Origin of the sequence: Azotobacter salinestris (assembly GCF_009363155.1) — a bacterium.
In the GTDB taxonomy this organism is placed as follows: Bacteria; Pseudomonadota; Gammaproteobacteria; order Pseudomonadales; family Pseudomonadaceae; genus Azotobacter; species Azotobacter salinestris.
The window spans coordinates 4,573,544-4,595,817 of the sequence record NZ_CP045302.1; the positions used below are offsets into that span (position 1 = coordinate 4,573,544).

At 60.0% G+C, this 22,274-nt stretch carries 43 protein-coding genes; 17 read left to right on the forward strand and 26 right to left on the reverse strand.

Annotation, left to right across the window (positions count from 1 at the left end; genetic code table 11):
• Positions 1–50 precede the first annotated feature (50 nt).
• The 8 genes from GCU53_RS21545 to GCU53_RS21580 form a co-directional block, all read right to left on the reverse strand.
• Positions 51–395, reverse strand: coding sequence for a hypothetical protein (locus GCU53_RS21545; RefSeq protein ID WP_152389394.1), 345 nt, complete (start codon positions 393–395; stop codon positions 51–53).
• Positions 392–994, reverse strand: a complete 603-nt coding sequence (locus GCU53_RS21550) for a hypothetical protein (RefSeq protein WP_152389395.1) — start codon at positions 992–994, stop codon at positions 392–394. Before GCU53_RS21550 ends, GCU53_RS21545 begins: the two co-directional genes overlap by 4 nt.
• Positions 984–1,238, reverse strand: coding sequence for a hypothetical protein (locus tag GCU53_RS21555; RefSeq protein WP_152389396.1), 255 nt, complete (start codon positions 1,236–1,238; stop codon positions 984–986). Before GCU53_RS21555 ends, GCU53_RS21550 begins: the two co-directional genes overlap by 11 nt.
• Complete coding sequence (locus GCU53_RS21560; protein ID WP_152389397.1) at positions 1,235–1,516, reverse strand: hypothetical protein; 282 nt, start codon at positions 1,514–1,516, stop codon at positions 1,235–1,237. Before GCU53_RS21560 ends, GCU53_RS21555 begins: the two co-directional genes overlap by 4 nt.
• Positions 1,513–1,908, reverse strand: coding sequence for a hypothetical protein (locus GCU53_RS21565; RefSeq protein ID WP_152389398.1), 396 nt, complete (start codon positions 1,906–1,908; stop codon positions 1,513–1,515). Before GCU53_RS21565 ends, GCU53_RS21560 begins: the two co-directional genes overlap by 4 nt.
• A gap of 3 nt (positions 1,909–1,911) precedes the next feature.
• Positions 1,912–2,943 carry a DUF551 domain-containing protein gene (locus tag GCU53_RS21570; RefSeq protein WP_152389399.1) on the reverse strand — a complete coding sequence of 344 codons (1,032 nt, stop codon included), beginning with the start codon at positions 2,941–2,943 and terminating at the stop codon, positions 1,912–1,914.
• A 17-nt stretch (positions 2,944–2,960) separates the two neighbouring features.
• Entirely contained in the window at positions 2,961–3,770 is an 810-nt protein-coding gene (locus GCU53_RS21575; RefSeq protein WP_152389400.1) for a BRO-N domain-containing protein, read from the reverse strand.
• A gap of 80 nt (positions 3,771–3,850) precedes the next feature.
• Complete coding sequence (locus tag GCU53_RS21580; protein WP_152389401.1) at positions 3,851–4,444, reverse strand: BRO-N domain-containing protein; 594 nt, start codon at positions 4,442–4,444, stop codon at positions 3,851–3,853.
• Between the two features lie 562 nt (positions 4,445–5,006).
• On the opposite strand from GCU53_RS21580, the gene GCU53_RS21585 reads away from it, so the two are divergent.
• Positions 5,007–5,306, forward strand: a complete 300-nt coding sequence (locus GCU53_RS21585) for a hypothetical protein (protein WP_152389402.1) — start codon at positions 5,007–5,009, stop codon at positions 5,304–5,306.
• Positions 5,307–5,503: 197 nt separating this feature from the next.
• On the opposite strand, the gene GCU53_RS21590 is transcribed toward GCU53_RS21585, so the two are convergent.
• From GCU53_RS21590 to GCU53_RS21660, 15 genes are all read right to left on the reverse strand, one after another.
• Positions 5,504–5,683, reverse strand: coding sequence for a hypothetical protein (locus tag GCU53_RS21590; protein WP_152389403.1), 180 nt, complete (start codon positions 5,681–5,683; stop codon positions 5,504–5,506).
• Positions 5,680–6,075, reverse strand: coding sequence for a hypothetical protein (locus GCU53_RS21595; protein ID WP_152389404.1), 396 nt, complete (start codon positions 6,073–6,075; stop codon positions 5,680–5,682). Before GCU53_RS21595 ends, GCU53_RS21590 begins: the two co-directional genes overlap by 4 nt.
• Before the next feature lie 86 nt (positions 6,076–6,161).
• Entirely contained in the window at positions 6,162–6,623 is a 462-nt protein-coding gene (ssb, locus tag GCU53_RS21600; RefSeq protein ID WP_152389405.1) for a single-stranded DNA-binding protein, read from the reverse strand.
• Positions 6,624–6,625: 2 nt separating this feature from the next.
• The gene (locus GCU53_RS21605) at positions 6,626–7,243 is read right to left on the reverse strand and encodes a lambda exonuclease family protein (protein ID WP_152389406.1); all 618 of its coding nucleotides are present in this window, start codon (positions 7,241–7,243) and stop codon (positions 6,626–6,628) included.
• Complete coding sequence (locus GCU53_RS21610) at positions 7,230–7,739, reverse strand: hypothetical protein (RefSeq protein ID WP_152389407.1); 510 nt, start codon at positions 7,737–7,739, stop codon at positions 7,230–7,232. The genes GCU53_RS21605 and GCU53_RS21610 overlap by 14 nt, the downstream gene beginning before the upstream one ends.
• 169 nt (positions 7,740–7,908) lie before the next feature.
• Positions 7,909–8,169 carry a hypothetical protein gene (locus GCU53_RS21615; protein WP_152389408.1) on the reverse strand — a complete coding sequence of 87 codons (261 nt, stop codon included), beginning with the start codon at positions 8,167–8,169 and terminating at the stop codon, positions 7,909–7,911.
• Entirely contained in the window at positions 8,169–8,573 is a 405-nt protein-coding gene (locus GCU53_RS21620) for a hypothetical protein (RefSeq protein ID WP_152389409.1), read from the reverse strand. Before GCU53_RS21620 ends, GCU53_RS21615 begins: the two co-directional genes overlap by 1 nt.
• Before the next feature lie 64 nt (positions 8,574–8,637).
• Positions 8,638–9,153, reverse strand: a complete 516-nt coding sequence (locus GCU53_RS21625) for a hypothetical protein (protein ID WP_152389410.1) — start codon at positions 9,151–9,153, stop codon at positions 8,638–8,640.
• 11 nt (positions 9,154–9,164) lie between these two features.
• The gene (locus GCU53_RS21630; protein ID WP_152389411.1) at positions 9,165–9,947 is read right to left on the reverse strand and encodes a hypothetical protein; all 783 of its coding nucleotides are present in this window, start codon (positions 9,945–9,947) and stop codon (positions 9,165–9,167) included.
• The gene (locus GCU53_RS21635; protein ID WP_152389412.1) at positions 9,944–10,294 is read right to left on the reverse strand and encodes a hypothetical protein; all 351 of its coding nucleotides are present in this window, start codon (positions 10,292–10,294) and stop codon (positions 9,944–9,946) included. The genes GCU53_RS21630 and GCU53_RS21635 overlap by 4 nt, the downstream gene beginning before the upstream one ends.
• Positions 10,295–11,343: 1,049 nt before the next feature.
• A complete protein-coding gene (locus tag GCU53_RS21640; protein ID WP_152389413.1) occupies positions 11,344–11,604 on the reverse strand; it encodes a phiTE_015 family protein in 261 nt (86 codons plus the stop codon).
• A gap of 43 nt (positions 11,605–11,647) precedes the next feature.
• Positions 11,648–11,836, reverse strand: coding sequence for a hypothetical protein (locus GCU53_RS21645; protein WP_152389414.1), 189 nt, complete (start codon positions 11,834–11,836; stop codon positions 11,648–11,650).
• Between the two features lie 66 nt (positions 11,837–11,902).
• The gene (locus GCU53_RS21650; protein ID WP_152389415.1) at positions 11,903–12,145 is read right to left on the reverse strand and encodes a hypothetical protein; all 243 of its coding nucleotides are present in this window, start codon (positions 12,143–12,145) and stop codon (positions 11,903–11,905) included.
• A gap of 408 nt (positions 12,146–12,553) precedes the next feature.
• Positions 12,554–12,799: a DUF1654 domain-containing protein gene (locus GCU53_RS21655; protein WP_152389416.1), complete on the reverse strand. Its 246-nt coding sequence runs from the start codon at positions 12,797–12,799 to the stop codon at positions 12,554–12,556.
• Between the two features lie 171 nt (positions 12,800–12,970).
• Positions 12,971–13,222: a DUF1654 domain-containing protein gene (locus GCU53_RS21660; RefSeq protein ID WP_152389417.1), complete on the reverse strand. Its 252-nt coding sequence runs from the start codon at positions 13,220–13,222 to the stop codon at positions 12,971–12,973.
• A gap of 176 nt (positions 13,223–13,398) precedes the next feature.
• Here GCU53_RS21660 and GCU53_RS21665 point away from each other — a divergent pair, with 176 nt between their 5' ends.
• Positions 13,399–13,656, forward strand: coding sequence for a hypothetical protein (locus GCU53_RS21665; RefSeq protein WP_152389418.1), 258 nt, complete (start codon positions 13,399–13,401; stop codon positions 13,654–13,656).
• 37 nt (positions 13,657–13,693) lie between these two features.
• Here GCU53_RS21665 and GCU53_RS26810 read toward each other — a convergent pair whose 3' ends face one another.
• The 3 genes from GCU53_RS26810 to GCU53_RS21680 all read right to left on the reverse strand — a co-directional run bounded on the left by GCU53_RS26810 (position 13,694) and on the right by GCU53_RS21680 (position 15,982).
• Positions 13,694–14,152 carry a hypothetical protein gene (locus GCU53_RS26810; RefSeq protein ID WP_152389419.1) on the reverse strand — a complete coding sequence of 153 codons (459 nt, stop codon included), beginning with the start codon at positions 14,150–14,152 and terminating at the stop codon, positions 13,694–13,696.
• The gene (locus GCU53_RS21675; RefSeq protein ID WP_152389420.1) at positions 14,043–14,993 is read right to left on the reverse strand and encodes a hypothetical protein; all 951 of its coding nucleotides are present in this window, start codon (positions 14,991–14,993) and stop codon (positions 14,043–14,045) included. The genes GCU53_RS26810 and GCU53_RS21675 overlap by 110 nt, the downstream gene beginning before the upstream one ends.
• A gap of 338 nt (positions 14,994–15,331) precedes the next feature.
• Entirely contained in the window at positions 15,332–15,982 is a 651-nt protein-coding gene (locus GCU53_RS21680) for a LexA family protein (RefSeq protein WP_152389421.1), read from the reverse strand.
• Positions 15,983–16,095: 113 nt separating this feature from the next.
• On the opposite strand from GCU53_RS21680, the gene GCU53_RS21685 reads away from it, so the two are divergent.
• From GCU53_RS21685 to GCU53_RS21745, 15 genes are all read left to right on the forward strand, one after another.
• On the forward strand, positions 16,096–16,332 hold the full coding sequence (locus GCU53_RS21685; RefSeq protein ID WP_152389422.1) for a helix-turn-helix domain-containing protein: 237 nt from the start codon (positions 16,096–16,098) through the stop codon (positions 16,330–16,332).
• A gap of 2 nt (positions 16,333–16,334) precedes the next feature.
• Positions 16,335–16,646 (forward strand): CII family transcriptional regulator, encoded by a 312-nt coding sequence (locus GCU53_RS21690; protein ID WP_152389423.1) that lies wholly within the window; start codon positions 16,335–16,337, stop codon positions 16,644–16,646.
• Positions 16,646–17,617: a DnaT-like ssDNA-binding domain-containing protein gene (locus GCU53_RS21695; RefSeq protein WP_152389424.1), complete on the forward strand. Its 972-nt coding sequence runs from the start codon at positions 16,646–16,648 to the stop codon at positions 17,615–17,617. Before GCU53_RS21690 ends, GCU53_RS21695 begins: the two co-directional genes overlap by 1 nt.
• Positions 17,617–18,279 carry a replication protein P gene (locus GCU53_RS21700; protein WP_152389425.1) on the forward strand — a complete coding sequence of 221 codons (663 nt, stop codon included), beginning with the start codon at positions 17,617–17,619 and terminating at the stop codon, positions 18,277–18,279. The genes GCU53_RS21695 and GCU53_RS21700 overlap by 1 nt, the downstream gene beginning before the upstream one ends.
• The gene (locus GCU53_RS25580) at positions 18,272–18,433 is read left to right on the forward strand and encodes a hypothetical protein (protein ID WP_167520096.1); all 162 of its coding nucleotides are present in this window, start codon (positions 18,272–18,274) and stop codon (positions 18,431–18,433) included. The genes GCU53_RS21700 and GCU53_RS25580 overlap by 8 nt, the downstream gene beginning before the upstream one ends.
• Positions 18,430–18,621 (forward strand): hypothetical protein, encoded by a 192-nt coding sequence (locus tag GCU53_RS21705; RefSeq protein WP_152389426.1) that lies wholly within the window; start codon positions 18,430–18,432, stop codon positions 18,619–18,621. Before GCU53_RS25580 ends, GCU53_RS21705 begins: the two co-directional genes overlap by 4 nt.
• Positions 18,614–18,784 carry a hypothetical protein gene (locus tag GCU53_RS25585; RefSeq protein ID WP_167520097.1) on the forward strand — a complete coding sequence of 57 codons (171 nt, stop codon included), beginning with the start codon at positions 18,614–18,616 and terminating at the stop codon, positions 18,782–18,784. The genes GCU53_RS21705 and GCU53_RS25585 overlap by 8 nt, the downstream gene beginning before the upstream one ends.
• Positions 18,777–19,655 carry an ead/Ea22-like family protein gene (locus GCU53_RS21710; RefSeq protein WP_167520098.1) on the forward strand — a complete coding sequence of 293 codons (879 nt, stop codon included), beginning with the start codon at positions 18,777–18,779 and terminating at the stop codon, positions 19,653–19,655. The genes GCU53_RS25585 and GCU53_RS21710 overlap by 8 nt, the downstream gene beginning before the upstream one ends.
• Entirely contained in the window at positions 19,648–19,830 is a 183-nt protein-coding gene (locus GCU53_RS21715) for a hypothetical protein (RefSeq protein ID WP_152389428.1), read from the forward strand. Before GCU53_RS21710 ends, GCU53_RS21715 begins: the two co-directional genes overlap by 8 nt.
• Positions 19,823–20,245 (forward strand): recombination protein NinB, encoded by a 423-nt coding sequence (locus GCU53_RS21720; RefSeq protein ID WP_152389429.1) that lies wholly within the window; start codon positions 19,823–19,825, stop codon positions 20,243–20,245. The genes GCU53_RS21715 and GCU53_RS21720 overlap by 8 nt, the downstream gene beginning before the upstream one ends.
• On the forward strand, positions 20,245–20,544 hold the full coding sequence (locus GCU53_RS21725; RefSeq protein ID WP_152389430.1) for a DUF1364 family protein: 300 nt from the start codon (positions 20,245–20,247) through the stop codon (positions 20,542–20,544). The genes GCU53_RS21720 and GCU53_RS21725 overlap by 1 nt, the downstream gene beginning before the upstream one ends.
• On the forward strand, positions 20,541–21,143 hold the full coding sequence (locus GCU53_RS21730; protein ID WP_152389431.1) for a KilA-N domain-containing protein: 603 nt from the start codon (positions 20,541–20,543) through the stop codon (positions 21,141–21,143). The genes GCU53_RS21725 and GCU53_RS21730 overlap by 4 nt, the downstream gene beginning before the upstream one ends.
• A 96-nt stretch (positions 21,144–21,239) precedes the next feature.
• A complete protein-coding gene (locus GCU53_RS21735) occupies positions 21,240–21,476 on the forward strand; it encodes a hypothetical protein (protein WP_152389432.1) in 237 nt (78 codons plus the stop codon).
• On the forward strand, positions 21,463–21,828 hold the full coding sequence (locus tag GCU53_RS21740) for a RusA family crossover junction endodeoxyribonuclease (protein ID WP_152389433.1): 366 nt from the start codon (positions 21,463–21,465) through the stop codon (positions 21,826–21,828). The genes GCU53_RS21735 and GCU53_RS21740 overlap by 14 nt, the downstream gene beginning before the upstream one ends.
• Entirely contained in the window at positions 21,825–22,190 is a 366-nt protein-coding gene (locus tag GCU53_RS21745) for an antiterminator Q family protein (protein ID WP_152389434.1), read from the forward strand. The genes GCU53_RS21740 and GCU53_RS21745 overlap by 4 nt, the downstream gene beginning before the upstream one ends.
• Positions 22,191–22,274 lie beyond the last annotated feature (84 nt).

The following is a 22,274-nucleotide window of genomic DNA, read 5'->3' on the forward strand; positions in this document are numbered from 1 at the left end:
GCCCGTGGGCAGCGGTGGTAAGTGGGTATGGGGGGATGGGGGGATGGGGGTTAGCGGATAGTTCCGCCGAGGGCCTTGATTGCTGCCTTGATCTCGTCGAGCTTGTCCTTCGGTGCCTGTACGCTCAGGAACACGCTGCTCTGGAGCTTGCGCCACTTTCGGAACTGAGTCTCCAGATCACGCTCATCGCCATTCTCCAGGCAGATCGCTCCGCCAATGATCTTGATGTCTTGATCGTCGGTAAGAGTTCCCGGGTCTGTGCCATCGAACTCGTCGGTCAGCGCGCCGTCGACCATCAAAGTCAGACCTTCCACGTAGGCCCCGTCCGGCCAGAACATCGGGTCATCCGAAGCCCAGAACGCCTGAAGTTCGCTCGCCGTGGTTTTTGTCGTCATCGGCTGGCCTCCAGGGCTACGTCGATGGCTATGTCGACCTTGACCGATTCGACCTCGCTTGGCTGAGACCAAGCGGGGTGCTCTCCTGGGATATCCTCGACTGCCATGCGCTCGCGCAGCCACCGATAGCGATCCGCATCCTTGCGCAGGGCCTCGACCTCGGCGTTAGCGTCCAGGAGTCCTGCCTTCCAATACTCGGCAGTCCCGCGAGCTTGTTCGACCTCGGCGCGCAGATCATCAACAGTCGACTGGTATTTACCGATCAGTTCGGTGTCTGCTGCGGCCTGGTTTTCCAACTCCCTGCACCGCTCTGCCAGCTGGTCGCGCTCCTGAATCGCCTCGCGGATCAACGACATGACTTCGATCAGCTTCGTGTCATCGGTCAGCTGGTCGAACTCCATCTTGCCCAATGCACATACCACGGACGCGAGCCGGATTGCCTCCTGCTGCCACTGATCCCGCTCCGCCTGCATCTTCCTCCCGCCCTCGACCAGCTCGCTGACGATGCGGTCGTGGTCGGCGGCATCTACCACCTCGACGACTGAGCCGTCACCAGGTCGCTCGGTGGCTCGCCAGCGATGAACTCCGTCATTCGCCATGGCGGGCCTCCTTTGCGGTCAGCATCCAGTCAGGCAGGCACGACAGGCTTTTCCCGCCATTGACGCTATGTAGCCAGCAGGTTACTCGGTGCTCGTCGTCATGCCAGGTTTTAAGCCAATCCCCATGTACCTCGGTTGGCGCGCCTGCGGGCGGGGTAGGTTCTATCTTGCATGCAGCCAACAGCAGGGCCGCAAGGACAACCAATAGGCGCATCATGGTCTTGCGGCAGATGAGGTCGCTCATGCGCCACCTCCAAGCAGATCACGCAGAGCCACGGTTTTGATTTCGATCAAACGGTCAACATCCCATCGCAATCCATTTTCAAGCACGCCTGTCCAAGTAGTTCTGGCCCGGCGCATTTCGATTAGATAGTCAAGTGCATCTCTTGATCCGTTCGCGCTGTCAATATTGACCATTGACATCTGCCTGCGCAGGTCGGTGTTAGTAGGCTGTCCGTGGTCTGCCAACCATTGATCGCTGCGATCCATAATCGCAAAGTCGAATTCATTTTCGGTGCTCATTCGCCACCTCCAAGCAGGGCGCGCAGTTTGTGCCCGGCCTCTACCCAATCGCCGCCCCCGTTCAGGTAGCACTCCAGCAGCCCCCGCGGCACCTTCACGGCGTCCTGCTCGGCCTGCTCCAGTTCGGCCACGCGCTTTTCCAGCTTCTCGACTTGCTTCTCAGCCGCAGCCAATTGCTGCGCGGTCCAATCCGTGTCGAGCACTTCCTTGTCGCCGTCATAGACGCGGGCGGCATATACGTCACCGACATCCATCTTTCCGGAGCAGTAATGGCAAAGACTTGGATTGCCGGCTTCATCCATCGCCAGCTCGGCCGCATCCTCTGGCGTGTCGGCGGTAACCGTCATTGAGGTCGATGCGTCGATCAGCAGCGTTACTGAAAATTCGGCCATGGTTCACTTCCCCTCTGCCGTCGGCTGCTCGGCCTGCCCATTGATCCGCTCCAGCTCAACCAGGGCCTCGGTCACGTTGCCGTATCCCATATCGCGGGCCTTCTGCCACACCTCGTCGTAGAGTTCGGCGCGGTACTTGTCGCTGGTCGTTCCGTAAGGCTGCTCGGTCTGCTCCGGCGCTGCGGTGTCGCCGGGGGCGGCTGGAAGCGGCATCCAGTGCGATACCTCGCCCTCTGTGACGTGAACTGTACTGTAGTCTCCCCAGTTGTTGATCCGCTCGTACCAGCCTGCTTGCAGATAGTAGGTATCGGACTCTTCGTCGTACTCAACAGATTCGATATCTGGGTCTGTGGATTCCTCAGTTCTTGGGGCCACGTATTCGGCGCGGATGACAAATACCCTCCCGGTATATCTACCCGCATAAGAGGCAAGAACATCCTTGCCTCTTTCCGGCAGCCGCTCACTCACAGCCACCCACTGGCTCTGCTGCGCTGGCGGGGCTGCGTAGAGCGGGATTCTTCCAGGCGAGTTCGCAGCAGCCAGTTCGTCGATGGCTTTCCCGTCGCACTGAATATCCCACTCGCCGGCCTCAATCCCGGCCGCTCCATGGAACGGCTCGTCGACGCTTATCCACGCCGCCGGCTGCTGCGCTGGCGGGGTTGGCGAGGATGGTGCTGAACTTTCCCGCCATTCGAGAGCGGCGAGCCAGCCCTTGCGAATTTCGCCATAGGCATTTGCCTGCCACGCATTGAACTCGGTGGCGGCATAGGTGTTGCCGACACGCCTGCAATCGCTCGGCACGGGAAATTTTGCCTCGAATGCCTCGCGCTCATCCGGCACGGCCACCGGGGCGGCCTGCTCAGCTTCATGCGCCGCAACCAGCTCGGCGGCGGCGTGGCGGGCGTCGCGGTGGCCCTCCTTGTAGGCGAGCATCATGTTGACGTTGGTGTACTCCGCCGGATCGCACGGCAGCCACATGATCTGGTCATGCAGGCTCGGGCTGATCAGCTTCATTTCAAGCGGGGTGTCGGTCATATCGTTTCTCCGGGAAATCAGTGGCGGGTTTCGATGAGGTCGAGAAGCTCTTGGAACCGATCGGCGAAGAACAGCGGCTGAGTCTCGCGCGGGTTGCTCGGGCTGGTGGCGTTCTTTCCGTACTGGAGGCCGGGCCCAGTGAGCGCCCAGAAGGTCTTGACCTTTTCCGGCGCCTTGGTCGAAGCCCGTTGCTTGGCTTCCAGGAGGCCCGCCTGTTCCAGCGCTTTGTTGGCCTTGATCGCCGACATCGCGATCCCGTGCTCCTTGAGCAGGTGCGTCAGGCTGAAGGCTGGCAGCGATGATCCGGATGTAACGTGGCCGGCCGGTGCATCCACGGCGTAGGAGGGGAGCAGGCCAACCGGGTCGACGCCGTGGCGGGAGAAGGCGGCGCCGAACATCTGCAGCTTGCTCGACTCGCACACGTTCAGCGATCGGGCGACGATCTCAATGGATGCCACGACTACCGGGAGTTCGGCGACATCGGCAGGGCGTGAAACAGGGGGTTTCAACTGGTACTGGCCAGTCCTGCGGATCGTTGGAAGGACTTCGGCGGTGACCCACTTCTTGAAGCGCTTTGCCTCGGGCTTCTGGCTGCCGAGGATCGCGGTATAGAGGCCTGACTCGTTGATGACCGTGATCCCGCGATTTCCAAAACCTGCTCCGCGCAGGTTTTGCTTTTCGTCATCATCAAGGCGGGTAGTCATGTTGAAGGCATCGGAGTAGCCGAGCGACTCTGCTACGTCCATTGCGATCCACCACAGTTCGCCGTCGATCTCGACGACGCGGACTTCATGCTGCTCGAATTGGAACGGGGTGATGCTCGTCATTGCATTTCCTCCAGGCAGAAGGGGGCCGCACCGCCGGCGATGGCCGGCGGCGGGTAGAAGCGTTTGGGGTTAGCGGTGCGTCAGATTTTCAGCCCGGCTTCCCAGGCTTTCTTGATGCGCGAGCTTTGGTAGTCGGTGCGGGCCTTGAGGTTGGCCATGGCGGCGACGACGAATGCGAACAGCTCTTCGGTCGAGATCGGCAGTTCGCCGGGCTCGGTGATTGCCTTCAAGACCTCGGGGATGGTCATGACGCAGGCGTCGTTTGGAATCGGCTTGATCTGCTCACGGCCCATGTGATCGAAGGAGACAAGCCAGCGGCGGGTTGTCAGGGAGGGGACTGGCCGGACTTGCTCCTGGGCCACTTCCTTGTCCAGCACGTCGAGCACCCACTTACGGAACTCGGCGGCAATCTTGGTACGGGCGAACATGGCCAGCAGGTGAGCGCCGCGCAAGGAGAAAATTCGGGTTTCCTGCAAGACGCCGTTAGGGTCGGTCAACTTGACCGAACCTGTCATCTGATCGGTGAACTCTTCGGCGTTGCGTGCGTAGATGCGATTGATGCTGCTGGCATCTGCGTATCCCAAGGCTAAACCGATCTGGTTTGCCCTCAGCCACGGCTTGCCGTTGCGGTCGATGACGTCGAATTGGGTGTCGCGGAAGGCTAGTGCTTGCATAGCGAAGCTCCTTTGCTTTGGTGAGGAGTTCGCCGCCACCCATTGGTCGTTGGGCATTGGAGGCGAACCGCGCAGGGCGACCAAGACCGGGGCAAAGGAACCCGGCGAGCCCGAGAGCTCCCCTACGCGGCCCGCCATAAAGCGTTTCGCGGGCACAAAAAAAGCGCCTGCGAATGGTGGGCGCTGTTGCGCCTTTGCTGATCCGGGTTGGTCGTCCCGGCCGCTGAATTTGCAGCGGCAGGGCAAAGGTAATCCCGGAAGCATCAGGCGTCAACGGCACATCTCACTTCCCCTGCGAAACAGGGGGTTTCACCGGCTTGGCCGGCGCAACCGGCCGGCAGCGGAAACAGTCTTTCCTCTCGCCGTAGCGGTGCAGGCGTCCGTCACTTCGGCTGCGGCAGTAGGTAGGCGCGTTCATGTCGCCTCCTGCTTGGGGGATTGGTTTTCTGTGGGCATGGGGAGTCCTTGCAGGCCGTATGTCGGCCAGCATATTTGGCGGTGATAGGTGGGCTACGTTGATTATCTAGTCGGATGGGCGATGTGAAATCATCCGGAGGGAATCATGGCGCTCCATATCGTTGCGAAGGCTCGTATCAACAACAATGATGAAATCGAGGGCTTTATGTGGGCTTTGGCTAACGGATCGAACAACTTTCTCGAGGAGCTGCACGAAGTAAGTGTCGAGGAGGTCATCAAGGCGATAGACCGTGGTGATGTTATCGAGATGGTGTTCGAGGCTGACCACAGGCGGCTAGTCTCTGGCGGTGAGCTTCTGAAAGCAGAGCTGCCAGGAGGCGGAGCAACTGTTATTGAAGAGCGTGGTTATCCGGAGAGAAAGATTCGAGATTTACCAAGGTTTTAAGTTGCAGAGCTGATTATCCGGATAGATTCAATTCATACCCTCAATCGGGCAAGGATGGACCGGAAGGCTTACGCCGCCTGCCCAAAAGTCTCACGATTAGCCATCCTGCCGACGGATCGTCCTGGCCCGGCGCTGACCGCGCTCGACCGTGTAGCCGAGCTGCTGCCAGTGCCAGTTGGGGGAGTCGGGCTGGGCGGTCATGCTGCCCTCCGATTGCTCTGCCGCATGCCGCGCTGCTCGGCGTCGCGCACTACGTGGCGAACCGTCTCAGGGTGGGTATCCATGAGCCTGGCGACACAGACCCATTTCAGGCCCTCGCCGTAGTAGAGCTCCATGGCGTAGGCGATGCGCTCGTCGGTCCAGGCCAGGGTGCTCATGTCACTGTCTCCGCCCGCCCAGGCCGGCTGCCCACGCCTGCGAACTGGATTCCGTGCTCCTCGGCGATGCGTGTCAGCCTCATCCGTCCGCACTTCATCAGGGTGGCGGCCGAGTACAGGCTTTCGCCCCGGGCGGCGTGCTGGCGGGCCAGTGCGGCCAGGGCGATATCGGACTCCTGTTTTTCCGCGCTGCTTGCGGCTGCTCGTTGTGCCGGCCTGCGCTTCAGCACCGTCTCCGGATCGATCTTACGGCGGCGCGGTGGCATGGGCTTTTGCTCGTAGCCGGGCAGTTCGATCACTGGGCCTCCGGCCTTGGCATGTTGGTCCATGAGACGGGCAAGCCGCTGCCTGTCCGCCTCTTTGCTGGGCAGAGTGTTGATTGCGTCGTACATGGGATATCCGAGGCCGGTCAGCGCCGGCGGTTGAGGCGAGAGGGGCGCTCGGCGGCGCCCTTGTGGCTGGTCAGTAGTGGTCTGACCTAGAAGGGGATGTCATCGTCGAAAGGGTCAGGCGTCGAAGCCTGCTGGCTTTGCTGGCCCTGCTGCTCATCGCTCGGCTTGCGAGGCTGCTGCTGTTGTGGTGGCAAACCGCCCTCTTGCTTGCCGCCGAGCATCTGCATAGAGCCTTCGACGCCCACCAGAATCTCAGTGGTATAGCGCTTGATGCCATCCTTCTCCCACTCCCGGGTGCGCAGCTTGCCCTCGATGTAAAGCTGCTGCCCCTTGGTGACGTACTGCCCAACGATCTCGGCCAGCTTTCCGCTGAAAACTACGCGGTGCCATTCGGTGCGCTCCTGCTGCTGCCCGGTCTGTTTGTCCTTCCAGCTTTCGGATGTGGCCAGGGTGATGCTGGCAAAGGCGGTACCGTTCTGGCTGTAGCGAACCTCGGGGTCGCCGCCTACGTTGCCGATCAGCATGACTTTGTTGAGCCCGCGTGCCATATCTACCTCGGAATGCTGTCCAGCGTTTCGTTTACCAGGGCAAGGAACTTATCTCGCCGCGCCCTGAGCCGTTCGATCTCTTCGGCGAAGTCACTCCGATGCAGGCGGTGAACGATCAACTGGCCCGCCTCGGGGAACTCTGAGCAGTAGCTGACAAAGTCGACCCATTGGCGGCTAGTACAGTCTAGGTGCCCAATCAACTGCCAGCGGTAGGCAGGATCGAACGAGCCGCGCTTGAGGGTGGCGAAGTGGACTGCGGCAGTGACGGACTTGATCTCTATCACCCCGTCTTCGCCGATCAGGCCGTCAGGTGAGTCTCCGTATGTGCCGTGGTCGAAGAAGCCGCCGTTCGTCACGTCGACGAAGTGCTCTTCCTCGTACAGCATTCGGGCAACAGGTTCCTGCTCGTGGCCGCGGTCGGTGTGGTCATTCTTGAAACTGAACTCCGCCTTCCTTCCGGTCGCTATCTCCAGAGCGATCTGCAGCGCATACCTCTTCGCCGGGTCTCCGAAAGCGTTTCCATCGTTTGCCATGATGGTCCCGAAGTTAGACGCTGTGGCTTTTCCTACCCGCAGCGCCTCCCAGACTTCGCTGTTCTGGGGCACGTCATGCCACTTCACGCTGGCATTCCTCTATCAGCAGGGCCTGGTTCTCTTCGCTCATTTCCGCCCTGGCCAGCACGGCATCGAGGTTTCCGTCGCGCCGATAGGCCAGCTTGGCGTTTTCCCATGCCTTGGTGCCCGGCTCAATCCGGCGACCAACCGGCGCGTGAGGGCTGATGCGCAGCCCTTCTGTCACTTCCTTGCCGAATCGCACGTTCTGGTCGACGTAGATCGTCACCCTGACGTTCTGCCAGTCCTCAAGGAAAGCCGAGCCTGTCAGCGACCGGAGCGTCTTGCTGTTCGTGGCGTTGAGGATCATCGGCTTCAGCGGCTCGCCAGGGCGAATCTCACGTTCGACGAAGTGAGCGGTGTTGAACATGTCCTTGGTTTTCTTCGTGCGGTCAGGCTCCAGCCCGACGCGTTTGATGGTCAGCACGGTCGGCTCTACAAGGTCAGCGCTGCTCAGGTACGGCGAGTCGAATGCTTTGCGATAGTGGGTCTTGGTTTCAGCCATGCTTATCTCCGGCGCACGCTTATCCCTACGGCGTGCGCATCTGGTTAGGTTTGAAGGGGTCAGCAGATCGGGCGAGTCTGCTCAATCATCAGGACGATGATGAGGACGATGCCGGACTCGATTGCGATGATGTTGGCGGTGCGCCAGAGCTTGGCGCGGCGGTAGCGGGTCATGCCTGCTTCAGCTCCTTCAGGATCCGGTGCTGGGTGCCGATGGCGAAGCGGCGGCCGATGCCGGCCAGCCAGCGGCGGAGGCGGGCGGTGCGCAGGCGGGCCAGCGTGGCGACGGGGTTGGTTGCCGGGTAGAACACGGTCCACTCACCGCCGACGCAGTATTCGTACACCGGGGCTTCCGTGTGGCCCTCATTGCGAGCGAGCGACTTGGCCCCGAGCAGGCTGCCGGCTGCGTACTTGTCGAATTTGCCTTCCATCAGATGTCTCCTATCCATGCGTGGGCCTTCTCGGCCGCGTCCTGGTGCTTGAGCAGCATTTCCTCGGCGACCTTGCGGGCCAACTGCTGATACTGCTCGCCGCCGCTGAACATCCCGCCGCGGGCCAGCGCCCATTCGAGGCGGTTCTTGGGGTCGTAGGCGTAGATGTCTGCGGCGGCCTCGCCGAAGCCGGCGATGAACTCTGCCGCGGTGACGACCAGCTTCTGGCTGAAACTGATCACGACGTCACGGCTTTCAAGCAGTGCGTCGGCGCTCTCATTGAGCCAGTCCTTGCCCTGCTGGCTGTCGATCCAGCGGTCTTGCTCGGCCGGCGGCTCCATGTTGTCCCAGGCGTGCTGAGCGGCTTGGAAGGTGCGCTGGTTGTGCAGTGCGAGTGATGCCATTCTGGTTTTCTCCGTTTTCAGGCGTGCGGGTGCCCGTACCGCCGGGGTGGCCGGCAGGCGGGGATCAGAAGGGGAGGCAGAAATTGGCCCCGACCGGGGGCAGGTCTGGGACCTTGGGAAGTGCTATTTCAGGCATTGGGGACTGGTCGATGCCCACGTCGAAGGGGACGCCCACCAGCGGCGTTGTCGATGGCCAAGGGACCAGGCCCTCGTCGCTCCTGCACGGGGCCCAGCGGGCTATCAGGTCCCACACATCGGTGAAGAACCAGCCATGCCCGACGTAGTAGCCTCCGGTCAGGTAGTCGACGCGGATTAGCTGGTCGCGGGGCGGCTGTTCGGATGTCGGCCGCCAGTCGAGTTCAGTCTTTCGGGCAGGTTGCGGGTCGGCAGGTGGCGGTGCGTCAAACGCCTCGAACTGCCGGCGTGCCGTCTCCCCGGTTGCTACCAGCTTGCCGCCGATAAGCAGCGCGTCGAAGTTGCAGCGGCCGCAGGATCGGCACTCCTGGTACTCGAGGAGCGCGGCATGTTTCGATCGCTCGGCCCGCCCAGACTTCATCAGGCCGCCGCAGTTGCATTCCATGGCGGCCTCCTTCAGTGGCGTGTTTCGCTGGCCTCGATCAGGTCCAGCAACTGCGGGAACCGCTCGGCGAAGAACAGCGGCTGTGTCTCGCGTGGGTTGTTCGGGCTGGTGACGTTCTTCCCGTATTGAAGACCGTGCTCGGTGAGCGCCCAAAAGTTCTTGGCCCTGTCAGGCGACTTGGTGGACGGCCGCTGCTGTATCTCCAGAATGCCGGCCTTGGCCAGCTCCTTGTTGGCCTTGATAGCCGACATCGGGATGCCGTGCTCCTTGAGCAGGTGCGTCAGGCTGAATGCCGGCAGCGATGAGCTGGCGGTGACGTGGCCTGCGGGAGCGTCGACGGCGTAGGAGGGCAGCAGGCCCACCGGGTCGACTCCGTGGCGGCTGAATGCGGCGCCGAGCATCTGGAGCTTGGAAGACTCGCAGACGTTGAGCATTCTGGCGGCGACTTCCAGAGCTGCGGACAGATCGGCCAGGGCGGGCGGTGAAACCGGGGGTTTCAGTTGAGCTGGTTCCGCCTTCTTCAGCTTCGCCAGGACTTTTCGGCGAACTCCCTTCGATTCGCGCATCGCAACCAGCATGCACTGGTCCTGGGTAAGCTCGATGGTCTCCGACTCTTTCCCGAACTTCAGGCTTACAAAAATTTTGTAAGCTTCGCCTTCCAACTCGTCCTTGATGCGGTCGACGAACACGTTGTTCCGCAGCTCAGATTCCCCGAACTCTTTGCGGGCTTCGTTGACGATCTCCAGTAGCTCGGTACTGTTCATGGTTGCAGGTGTTTCAACGATGCTGCTCATTGCCTTCCTCCAAGTTCGAGCCCAGCGGATCCGGGGATGCGTTCAACGATCTTCCAGGCCTCGCCAGGGTCGACGCGGGATGGCCCGACGTGGCGCAGCTTGGTGCCGTCGGGCAGTTCCAGGATGATTACGGGCCCTGCCAGCGTCTGGTCGCTGGTGTTGACGGCGGTCGCCACCGCCCAAGAATCGTGGGCGGTGTCCATGATCTGCACGTTCCGCAGGGTTACGTCCGGCGCCGGCAGCTCGGCGCTTTGGGCCTCGTGGGTGGCCAGGGCGCCGGCGGCCAGGATAAGCAGGGTCGCGGTCGCGGCGACGCCTGCCGATTGCAGCATGTCGATCAGTTTCATTGGGGGTCTCGTGGTTGCTGGGGTGGGTCGCGCGCGCATGAGGAAGCCGCCTCGGGCGAGGTGGCTTTCTTATGAGTACGGAAGAGAGAGAAGGGGCGGCCGGTTACGCCGGCCAGGCGGTCACTCTGTCGACGCCTGCGTGACTACAGACTGATTCCGGTGGTTTGACTTCCGTGTCTTGCAGATTACTCAAACCGGCTGCGCGCCTTTCCGGGAACGAGATACCGGCGTGGCCACTTCGGAGGTGGCCGGCTGACGCGGACGACATACCGATCTGCCGACGGCTTAGACTGACATGAGCATCTCTTGCAACTTCTCCCCCGGATTAGCTGGGGAGTGCTCAGTAAGCTAAGCCCTTGGATAGGGCCTCGCTATACCCTGCGGCGGGAAGGTCTTTCCCATAAGAGTAGGGTTGAGAAATGGCCGTCTTTCCGGCCTGTCCGTCAGCGCATCGCCGCGAAGCAATGAGGGCGCTAGCAATCGCTGACTGCTGCTGATGTTTCGGTCTCAGTCAGCGCAACCGGCCTGCTGTGTGACCGGCTACGGTCGACCGGCAACAGGCAACCGGAGATTCGTGCCCGGTGCTTGGCACCCGCCCGGCGCGGGTTAAACGCTGACTGCTGGAGTCAGTTGCCCTCAGGGCAGATCAGAGGGGGATGCTGGGGAAGCATCGGGGAGTGACCTGCGCTGGACCTAACGCCAACCTGGGTAACTCGACACTCTCGCCGGAGGCGAGCGTCTCATGCGTAGCTATCTCGCATGTCAGGTCACTCTCCGATGCCACCCGCTGGATGGATCGGCCCGTCTTTCCGGGGTCATCGCCTAACGCGGTCGACTACGGCCGTCTTTCCGGCTGTCAGATGCGAGCGGCATCGGTGGAGTGGTCTGGCCGGCGCTGATCTCCGGCTTCTTTCAAGGGCAGACTCTTTGGCTGGCTATCCTGGTTGCGAGTCTTAGCAATGCCGCTCGCGGATACGTCACAAATATCTGGCCACGCAGGAGCGCATCAGCCTGCGCATTCAGACCACTCCCCTGATGCCGCCCTGTCGCTACTTGGTGCGGATGCCGGCGGCCTCGATGGCGGCGCGGAAGGCATGGTGCAGGCCGCTCAGCGCATAGAAGGCCTCCATGTCTTCCTCTTCGGCGCCTTCAAGCTCGGGCTGAGGGCATGGTGGCAGCTCCACCACCATCGCGGCGCGGGAGGCTTGCCAGCCGGCCCACATGGCACGCTTGATGAAGTCCGGCTCGCCGTCGTGTTTGCTGTCGATCCACCACGCCTCGAACTCCGCCCGTACCTTGTCTTGTTCCATGTCTCTCTCCTGTGGGCGCCCCGTTGCCAGGGCGCGGTCGTGTTCAAGCTGCCTCGCATCCATTCCGCAATCCGGCCTGGTAGGCCTTCTTCATCTCGTTCAGGATCTGCAGGCAGTACTGGCCGTTCTCCTTGCGAAAGGTGCGGTAGCCCAGGGCGCGCATCTCGCGCTCGAAGTCCAGGGTTTCCGGGTCGGTGGGGCGATGGCTGTTGGTGATTGTGATAGAGGGCATGGGGGGTTTCCTTCTTCGGTTGGTTTTCCCGGATGCCACTGTCGCCAATGGCATCGAGGAAATCGCTCATGCCCCTTGTGCAGCCATTTCGCGCTCCCACGCACGAGTATCGTGCTGAAGGCGTAGCGCCTTCATGCTCCGGCCAATGGAGCCTGCAAGTTCTGGCTCGTCGTCATCGATTGCGTTGTTCTGCAAATCGCGCCATTCCAGGTAGGTGCCGACATCAATCCGAATGGCTTCTTTTGCGCGAAGAGCGTCGCAGGCTTTGCCTAGGTCTTGGGCGCGGTGCAAAGCTACTTTGGTCTTCATCCCTTGCTCCTTCTGCTGGTGGTTTCCCGGTGCGCCCTCGGGAGAAGGCGCAGCAGTGAAACTTCTGGTCTTTCTGGCCGGCGTTACTCGCCACCTCCGGCTGGGCGGTGATTTCTTTCCATACGTTTTCTGGTTTCGGCTGATGGGTTCCGGCCATACGGCACAACCAGGTGGGAGTCACCCACTCCAGATGCGTTAAGGCCGGCTTGGCCATCAGCTTTCAAGCATTCGGTTGTTAAAGAGCGTTCCCGGCGAACCGGAGGCATCGCTGCCTGGCGAGGCGCTTGGTGCGCTTCGATGGGTAAAAAATACAAAACGTATTTCTAAAGGTCAATACGAAACGTATTTTATTTTTCCGTGGCGTATTAAAAAGCCCGCACTCGGCGGGCTTCGTTGGATAGGGGCGGATCAGTCAGAGGTAGGGGCTGTCCAGGTCAGATGTACGGCGCCGTCCTCGCGCTTGGCCATCGTTACTGATTCCTCGTCGGCGAGATCCTCAAGTAGCTGTTCCCAGGCGTCCAGGGGTTCCTCTGGCAGCCGGCTGACCAGGACACATCGGCTGGCCTGAGCCCTAGGACTGAGAATCTGCTTCTTGATTCGCAGGGCGAGGAGTTCATAGGGGGTTGGTGTGCGGGGTAGTGCTTTACGTGCCATACAGTCGTCTCCTTACTGCTTCGCTGTATATCCATACAGTAGTAATAACGAAGCGCTGGATCAAGGAGAAAAGCTATGGCGATTTGATGGTATGTAAACTTTTCGAGCAGGTTCTGAGGGCGGGAGAGACGAAAGCCCCGCGCTGGGCAGGCTTGAGGGGAGGGGGCGGTGCTACTCGGCCGGAACGGTCCAGGTAAGCCGGACGCCATCTCCGCCGACGTGCTGGACCTTGACGTTCTCGGCTTCCGCAACCTCTTCGAGGAAGCGCGCCCAATCAGCCGCTGGCTCATCTGGCAGGCGGTGGACTGTCACGTCCCTGGCCTGCTGCGCCTTTGGCGAGTTGATGATCTTCTGGATGCGGGCGCCCATCAGCTCATAGCTGGACGGCTGGCGGACGGCGGTTTTCTTGGCTGGCTTGGCCATGCAGCTTACTCATTGCTGTATTTGTATACAGTATAAGGGGTGCCAGGGGGAGAGGTGGAGTAGCTGCGGACGGCCGAAGGGCGTGAACCAGGTAGAGCTTTGAGCGCGTCGCTATGGCGCGGCTAAAGGCAGCTGCTACCTTTGGTTAATCGATTCTGCCAAGGAGGGTGACGACGATGATCAACTCAATCCTTTCTCTTCTGCTCGCAGGTGGCCTGCTGACTACTGGTGGCTGTCTGGCCGCCATGAGTTCGCATGGCCAAGATCTGGATGCTTTAGACGATGATGAGCTGCTTGATGGCTTAGGCGATCTCACCCCCAGGGAGCGGAGGAGGCGCCTGGCGGTATACCGGCGGCGTGTGCGCGATCAGATCGCCGAGGAGCAGGAGATGGCTTGGGTACGGGCGCGGATTAAGGGGTACGTGGGGGACTGAAACGAAAAGCCCCGCGCGGGGATTGGATTGCTTAGCATCAAAGTGATTTCCTGCAAATATTGATTATTATGGTGCTTATGGTCGCAACCTGAATTACGCTGTTTGTTGCAAGCGAGAGTGCGGACCGCATAAATATCTCTGCGGAAGCTGATGCTAGAGTAAGTAGCGAGGCTCCAAATGTTAGCGCCAATGTAATTATGCAGTAAAAGTAAATAATGAAGAAAATATCTAGGTATTTGTTATTTTTGTATTTTTTGAATGTCGTTGATTGTGAAAAGTTCAAAAGGATAGCGATTACTGCAGCCAAGAACCCAAGCATTGTGAATGCGTAGGTTGCGAGTATTACGGCAACATTTGGCCTTTGTGCGAATAGGCTGACTGAGTTCTCAGGGGCTGAGCTTATAACGATTTTGTAAATCAGCAGCAAGATTGGCCCAGGTATGGACATCAGAAAAACGAAGAATACGGCTAAAGTCCACTTTGTTAGTTTGTCCATTTTCTGTGAAGGCCTTTAGCTGTTCCTGTAGTTGGTTGTTTTCTCTAATTTTTTCCTCGATTATTCCGGGTATATCTTTTTCGTCACGAGATCCAAGGTCATCAGAAATCACTCCTTTCCCTGCTACGTAAATATCTAGCATAGCAGAAGATGCATCATTTTTTGCTTTGATCATAAACTTTTCAAGGCCATCGCTTGATGTGGCCTCAACAACCTTTTCAATTAATGGCTTAATGCTGCGCATTCTTCTTGGCTTCAAAATAATCTCTATGGATTCCAGCTCTTCTGTGTCAGCTTCGCCAGTAAATACATTGAGAAAATGCTTGGCGAGAGTGTTTTTTTGTGTCACCTCGATGGTTGTTCTTCCTATGTATTCCATCTTGACGGCTTGTTCTTTGGTTGCCTGGTAAATCAATGGCTTAATGCAAAAGCTCCAGCTGCCATTTTCAGTATAGTTAAGGAGTTCATTTATTAGGTTTGTAAATGCATCGAATTTTGGGGAGAGTGACGTTGATGAAAACCCGAAGTAATATTCTTTGAGTATGATGTAAGAGGCAAAGCCAATTTTTTCGTCTTGCCCAAGTATTTTATTTATTTCGCTGATTGATAGGTTTGTGGTATTGATTTTTTTGAACTTCTCACTGTCACGCGTCATGATTAGCACGCAGACATTTCCTAGAAGCCTCTGTAGGTAGATGTGCTCGCCGTTGTGTCTAAAGCTGCCTTTGAATTGAGGGCTGTCAAATTCTGCAAATGAAGACAAAAATCCTGATAAGTCTATTAAGTGAGACTCGTTAGAGATTTTGTGTTGCAAGTAATATCCAAAATAGCTAATCTTCATTTTGACCTTTTTTCATTAAAAGCTAACAAAGCTTATGTTTTGTGCGCGTAACTTTCTCGGGGTTGGTGTATTTTTTGTGACCTCTTTAATTTATTTACATAAGCTCTCACACGGCACCCCATCCCCATCCCCATCCCCATTCCGATCCAGCCGGCCATTCCCGCACTCGTTCAGGTGAAACTCAGCCCCTCCCAACTTCTCATCAGCAAGCGGGGCGGCGACGAACAGCTTTGATCGCATAAGGCTTCCTTGCGTTGCTGATGGTTGTGCTGAGTTGGTTACATCCGGACCCCGCCCGGCGGCCCCCTACCCCCTGACCTTGCTCGGCGGGCAGGCGCTCAGAGCACGCCTTTTGGCGCCTTCATGTCGATAACTCGACCAATCACGTCCCAGTTGTCGTCCATCTCGACCTGCTTGAATTCCTTGTTCAGCGGGACCAGGTACTCGCGCCCGCCATCGTAGATGTACTGCTTGAACGTCGTTTCGCCGTCGCGGTGCTTGGCGACGTAAAACTTGCCGCTGACCAGGTCGAATCCTTCCGGACGCACCAGAATCCGCGTTCCTTCGGGGAAGCTGGGAGAGCCAGGCGCGGTCATGGATGGGCCCTTGACGACCAGCCAGTAGCCGTCCTGCCCGGCGTTTTCTGTCGACGGCAGCCACTCTTCCGGTGCCTGACGGCTGAAGTTCTCCGGCGATTCTGCGCGCTGGCCGGCGATGACCCAACTGATCACCGGGTAGTCGCGCAGGCTGCGGGATGGCTGCAGCGCTAGCTCAACATTCTGGTGGCGCTGAGGGGGCTGCTGTATCGATAGCGCCTCAATCCCGAGTGCACTGAGCATTGCGTTGATGTCAGCCAGTCCAGGCTCACGGCGGCCATTCAACCAATGCGCGATTGCGCCTTGGGTTTTCCCAATACGTTCGGCCAGTTGGGCTTGGGTTACGCGCTGCTGCGCCATAGCGCTTCGCACGGCTTTGATCCATTCATCCATGGGCGAAATGCTACAGCCCGTATTAATTTGCGCAACGCACGGCATGTATTAATCCTTGCATGTTATGAATACGAAATGTATTTTTATGGGAGGCAAAAAACCGGAGAAATGCCATGAGCGCCTTGAAAACCATCCGCAAGCAGACGGGTGTAACTCAAACCCAACTGGCTGAGCGTGTGGGGCTTACTCAGGCCGCCATCGGTCACTACGAGACAGGTCGGCGTAAGCCTGGGCTGAGCGAATGCCGTCGCATCGTCGCGGCGCTGAATTCGTTCGGAGTTGACTGCTGCCTTGCAGACGTCTTTCCAGAGCCAATCCAAGAGCAGGACCCTGCTCAGTCGGTGGCCTAGCCATGGCCACGACTCAATTAAGCCCTGAGCAGGACGCAAGGGCACGAGAGTTCGAATCGCTGATCTTGAGCCAGCTTCTGTCGGTCGGGCAGAAGCATGTGGCTGACGCAATCGCTGTCAGCGAATCGACGGTAAGCCGCTGGAAAGAGGGCGAGATAGAGCGGTGGAGCAAGGTGATTTCACTGCTTGGCCTCCAGCTCGTACCGCAGCACGCGGTCGTAGTGAGCGCCGATTACCTGCGCTCTCTGGAAACCCTGGCAGAGCTTGGCCTGAAGGCTGAGAAGAAGCGTCCAGGCCCGCTGGGGTGGGACTGATGAGCACTTTTCTGCAGGCACAAAAAACCCCGGTCAGCTGGCAGGCCCCGGGGTTCGTTGCAGCACATAAGCATGACATGCACAACGAGGGAATTATGGCGTCAATCCACGCAATCAGTAAAGGGCAGTTGCGTATGCAGCTCCAAGATAGGGCGGGGCCGGTCGTCGGGGTTTACCCGGCGTTCCGTAAGGTCTTGGGCCTGAACGCTACGGCAGCGCAGTTCCTGTCTCAGTGCGTCTACTGGACAGAGCGGACTGATGACGGCTGGTTCTATAAAACCAACGCGGAATGGTTTGATGAGCTAGGGCTTACCGTGGAAGAGGTCAACGGTGCTCGCCGCAAGCTCAAGGCTCTCGGGCTGCTTTCGGAGAAACGCAAGGGTATTCCTCCGAAGCTGTATTACCGAATCGACACCGACCTGCTTCTTTGCCTTCTATCCGGGGAAAAGCCTGTAATCAATTCCGGGAAAACCCCGGAATTAAAGGCTGTAAAACCCCGGCAACGTACCCCGGAAAACCCCGGCGATATTACAGAGACTACCAAAGACTACGGCAAAGAAACTCTCTCTCAGGGCGCGGACGAGCAAGCGAGCGCAGAGGGCGAGGGCGAAAGCGCCGAGGCGGAAGATACCACCCCCCCTGATCAACCCATCCCGGCCAGCAGCGATCTGGTAACCGTCACGCTGGACTGGCAGCCGGACATGATCCGGCTGAAGGCCAGGGCAGTGAAGGCCGGCGTGCCGATGGACCTGTTCACCGGCGAAGCCATCGGCCTGTTCGCCGTCCATCACGAAGCAGGCGGCCTGGCGAAGACCCAAAGCCAGTGGGAAGCCGCGCTGGTGTCCTGGGTCAACCGTGACCGCCAGCGCTCCGCCCGAGCGCCAAGCCGAGATGCTTGGCGACCCCGAACCTCAGGCCCTGACTTCCACAGCGGAGACACCTCTTGGGCCGATGACCTGGGGGACCTGTGATGAAACAGGTCGTCGAAATTGCCAAGCGGGTTACTCCGCAGCAGGTCCAGTTCAGCCCGAAGACCGCGCCGCGCCAGATCGATCGGGGAACCGCCTCCGTCGTGAACGCGCTGTTCTGCGAGCTGCAATCCGTTTTCCCGGCCTGGCGTCAGGCTTGGCCCGACGACAAGGCGCTGGAGTCCGCCAAGAAGACTTGGATCAAGGGCTTCATGGCGGCGGGCATCAACACCCTGGAGCAAATCCGGTTCGGCATCGAGCAGTGCCGCCGCTCTGGCAGCGACTTCGCCCCGAGCGTGGGCAAGTTCATCGCCTGGTGCCAGCCGACCCCTGAAATGCTCGGCCTGCCGAACGCTGACCGGGCCTACCGCGAGGCCTGCGCGAACGCCCACCCAGCCGCCAGTCGCGACTGGAGCCACCCGGCCGTGCACCACGCTGCCTGTGAAACCGGCTTCTACGAGCTGGCCAGCCTGCCCGAGGAGCGCAGCCGCAAGCTGTTCGAGCGCAACTACGCGGCCACCGTCCGCATGGTCCTGGCCGGAGAGCCGCTGCGAGAGATTCCGAAGGCCCTGCCAGAGCGGGTATCCATCTGCACGCCGGAAGTGGGCCGCAGCGCCCTGGCTGGCCTGCGTAACGCACTGAAGAAGGAGTCCGCCCATGGCTGACATACCCCGCTGTCTCCCGCTGAGCCACCAGGCTGAATCGCGCCGGCAGCGCGCCGCGAAACTCCGAGCCCAGATCGAGAAGTTCGAGGCCATCCGCGCCGAGTTCGGAATCACCAATATCAAGGCGCTGATGAAGAAGGAGGCCAGGGCATGAGTTTCTACCTGTTCATGACCGCTGTGATTTCCGCTTGGTCGCTTGGCTTTTCGGCCGGGAGCGAAGAGGAGTCAAGCGCTATGTCGATCATCCTCGCAGCCTTTGCGCTTGGCCTTTTGTGGCCTGTGTTCATCGGCTGCCTGCTGTACGGACTGGCTAAGGCTGCCAAGGAGCCCCGCCATGCGTAAGCACCTCAGCGCCTGGTGGCGCGCCCACATCGTCGCCGACGAGCCCGTGGAGGTTTCCCGCGTGCAGATGCCGAAGCTCTCCGACATGAGCTTCAAGGTGCTGATGCAGAGCCTCAAGAAAGGCGTGGACATCGAAGAACTGCGGAGGGCTGAGCGTGGCTGATATCGAGAACCTGAAGCGGCTGGCCGAGGCAGCTACGCCCGGGCCTTGGTCTGTCGGGGATGCAAACCGAGACGAAAGAGACATCGGTATCCATGGCGTCGGCGAGGGATCAATCGTTGCGGATGTGTGCGTGGACGTTTGGGGCGACCCGGATGCCAATGCTGACTTCATCGCTGCCGCCAACCCCGCCGCCATCCTGGAGTTGATCGCCGAGAACGAGGCGTTGAAGGCCCGCCTGGAAGTCGACGACCGCCACCCCTATGACGGCATCGCCTGCCGGGACGAGACCATCAAGGGGCTTCAGGAGCAGGCCGACCGGCTCAAGGCCGAGCTGGAGCGGGCGAGGGCGGATGTTAATTTTTTCAACCAGCAATGTAGGCGCGAAAAATTAACATGCATGCAGCTCCAGGCTGAGAACGAGCGGCTGCAGGAGCAGCAAAAATCTGCAGGTGATGCAGACGCAGCAGAAAACTGCAGGTGCAACGAAAAAGTGCAGGTGGTGCAGGAGCTGCAGGCCGAGCTGGAGCGGGTGAAAGCCGAAGGATTGGCATTGCTCGTAATGGCGCGGCCTTTTCTGGCCTCCAGGCTCACCGAGCTGCCCTCCATTCGAGAGCAGGTCGAAAATCCTGAAGCGGTTGATCGAGCCATCGAAAAACTTTCAGCCTTGGTCAGTCACATCGACGCCGCCCTGGGCAAGGGTGGTGGTCAAAGCGGCACAAAAACAGCCGAAACCCGCGCCAGTGCTGGGCTTGATGGTGGTGGGCATGGCGGAAATTCTGGTGGCGCGGAAAACGCCCTCGAAACAGTTGAAACCCGCGAGATAGACGGCGCGGAGGGTGGCGCCGAAAAGGGAGGGAAGGCCGATGATTGAGATCATCGCCTCCGCCCTTGCTTGGGCCTGGGTCGGCTACTCAGTCGGGTATCTCCGCGCACAGAAGCGGTATATCCCCGAGATCATCGAGGCCAGAGAAGATCTGGCCAAGGCCCGCATGCTCGCCAAGCTGCATGTCTGCCCGCAGTGCGAGGGAGGGCGCGCAGATGGCTAGCCCAACCTTCCCGCTCCGCACCGAGATGGACCGGCAGCGGGCTATCAGCTTCATCGCCGCACTGGACCTTGAGCAGCCCCGCAAGCTGGCCATCACCGACGAAGACCGCACCGCCGAGCAGAACGCCAAGCTGCACGCGATGCTGACGGATATCTCCCGCCAGGTGGAGCACGTCGGCAAGAAGTGGAACGTCCTGATCTGGAAGCGCCTCTGCACCGCGGCGTGGCTGCGCGAGATCGGCGAGAGCGCCCAGATGATCCCGGCCCTCGATGGCAACGGCTTCGACGTCATCTACGAGAAGACCTCGAAGCTTGGCGTGAAGAAGTGCGCCTCGCTGATCGAGTGGGTGCAGGCATTCGGCGCAGAGCACCAAGTGCGCTGGACGCAGAAGGACGTATGGGGAGGGCGGTACTGATGCTCCGCCAACGCCAACCCATCTACCGCTCCAGCAAGTGGCTGGCCGCGGTTCGCAAGATCGAAAACTGCGTGCTCTGCGGCGCCTATGGCGTGCAGGCCGCGCACCTGAACGAAGGAAAGGGGATGGGGATGAAGACCGATGACGCTTTGACCGCGGCCCTGTGCCCAGCCTGTCATCACGAGCTGGACAACGGCAACAAGCTGAGCCGCGAGGAGCGTCGGGAAATCCTGCGCAAGGCGGTGCTGGACACTATTGCACTGCTGGCCCGCCGCGGGCTGATCGAGGTGAAGGCATGAGCGCAAGCATTATCCGATTCGACTATCAGGGACAGCCAGTGCGGTTCAACGCCGAGGGGTGGCTCCATGCGACAGAGATCGCGGCGCGGTTTGGTCGCGAGCCCTCAATGTGGCTTCGCCAGCCTGACACTGTTGGGTATCTGGCGGCTCTTGCGCGAGCCCTGGGCGTCGAAATCAAATCCTCCATTCTGGAGGAATTAAGTAAAATCAATGACTTAGATAGCTCTAAGGCCTCGACCCAGGCAAAACTCCTTCGCCTTTCAAAGGCAACTGGGCTGGTCAAGACGAAGGCCGGCGCGCCGGAGACAGGTGGCGGCACCTGGCTCCACCCGAAGCTGGCTGTCGCCTTCGCTCGCTGGCTGTCGCAGGACTTCGCCGTCTGGTGTGACCTGCACATCGACGACCTGCTGCACGGCACGCAGACCCCTACTAAGAGCGCCATGCAGGCCTTGGACGAAGCCATCGCGGCTATGGAAGCCGACAAGGCCATTGCCTCGAGGTGCGGCATGGCTCTGGCTCGCTGGAAGAAGTCCCGCAAGCAGCACATCAAGGCGGTCGAGACGGCTACCCGCCGGGCTCAGCTGCTGCTGGGGTTCTGAGCATGAAAATCTCCCCCATAGACGTACAGGCACTCAACGGCGATGACGGACAGCACGAATCGGGCCGGCCCTTCGGCGAGCGCTGGCTCATGGAATTTGGCCTTATCGACTGCGGAGAGCCGCCAGCAGATCGAGGCGCACAAGGCAGCCTGCCTGGAGCGCTGGAAGGCCGCGCAGGAGCTCGCCAGCTCGATCTACTCCCAGCGCAGGGACAAGGGGAAGGGGTGGCGGATGTGGGCCGAGCGGGAGCTGGCGGCCAGGCCGGAGCTCGAGAGGGAGGCCAGGGCGAAGCTCAACAGGCTGATGAAGGGGGCGGGCAGTGATCGAACTTGAGCTGCCGTGGCCGCCCAAGGAGCTGAGCCCTAACGCTCGGGTGCACTGGGCGAAGCGCGGCAAGGTGGCCAAGGCGTACCGGGCAGCCTGCCATCTGCTGGCCAAGAAGGCCGGTTTGCTGGCTCCAGCAGGAAGGGCCCTGCTGATGCTGGAGTTCGTCCCTCCAGACCGGCGCCGGCGCGACGACGACAACATGCTGGCCAGCTTCAAGGCAGGCAGGGATGGCCTGGCCGAGGCGCTGGGCATTGATGACAGCCGATTCGTGACACAGCTGCGGGTCAGTCAAGAGACGGCGACCGGCGGGGTTGTACGGGTTCGCATTTCAAAGTTCGAAGAGGGGGAAGAGGGATGAAAGACCTTGGCACCGAGTATCTGCTGCAGGAGTGGGGCGTCTGGCTGCGTTGCCAGACTGGCGTGCCGCGTTACGTGTCTCCTTCCTATGCTTTGATGCGCGACAAGCTGGGCATCCACGGCGGAGAGACTCCGCAGATCCAAGACGAGACAGCCATGCTCATTGATCGGTTGGTATGCCGTATGGCCCTGCGCTACGAGGAGGCGGCCTACTCGCTGTTCCTCTGGTATCGCCACAGCATGACCAGCTATAGGCAGCTAGGAAGGGCAATGGACGTGCATCACACGAAAGCCGAGGTCTGCCATAGGGCAGGAATTGCCTGGATCGACGCGATGCTGAGTAGCTATGCCGAGGCTGCGTAATCTTTGATGACATGTCGTAGTGATTGACGTGTCGACAGCGAAATGGCAATATGCGTCTACGTTGCGGTTTTACCGCTTAGATGT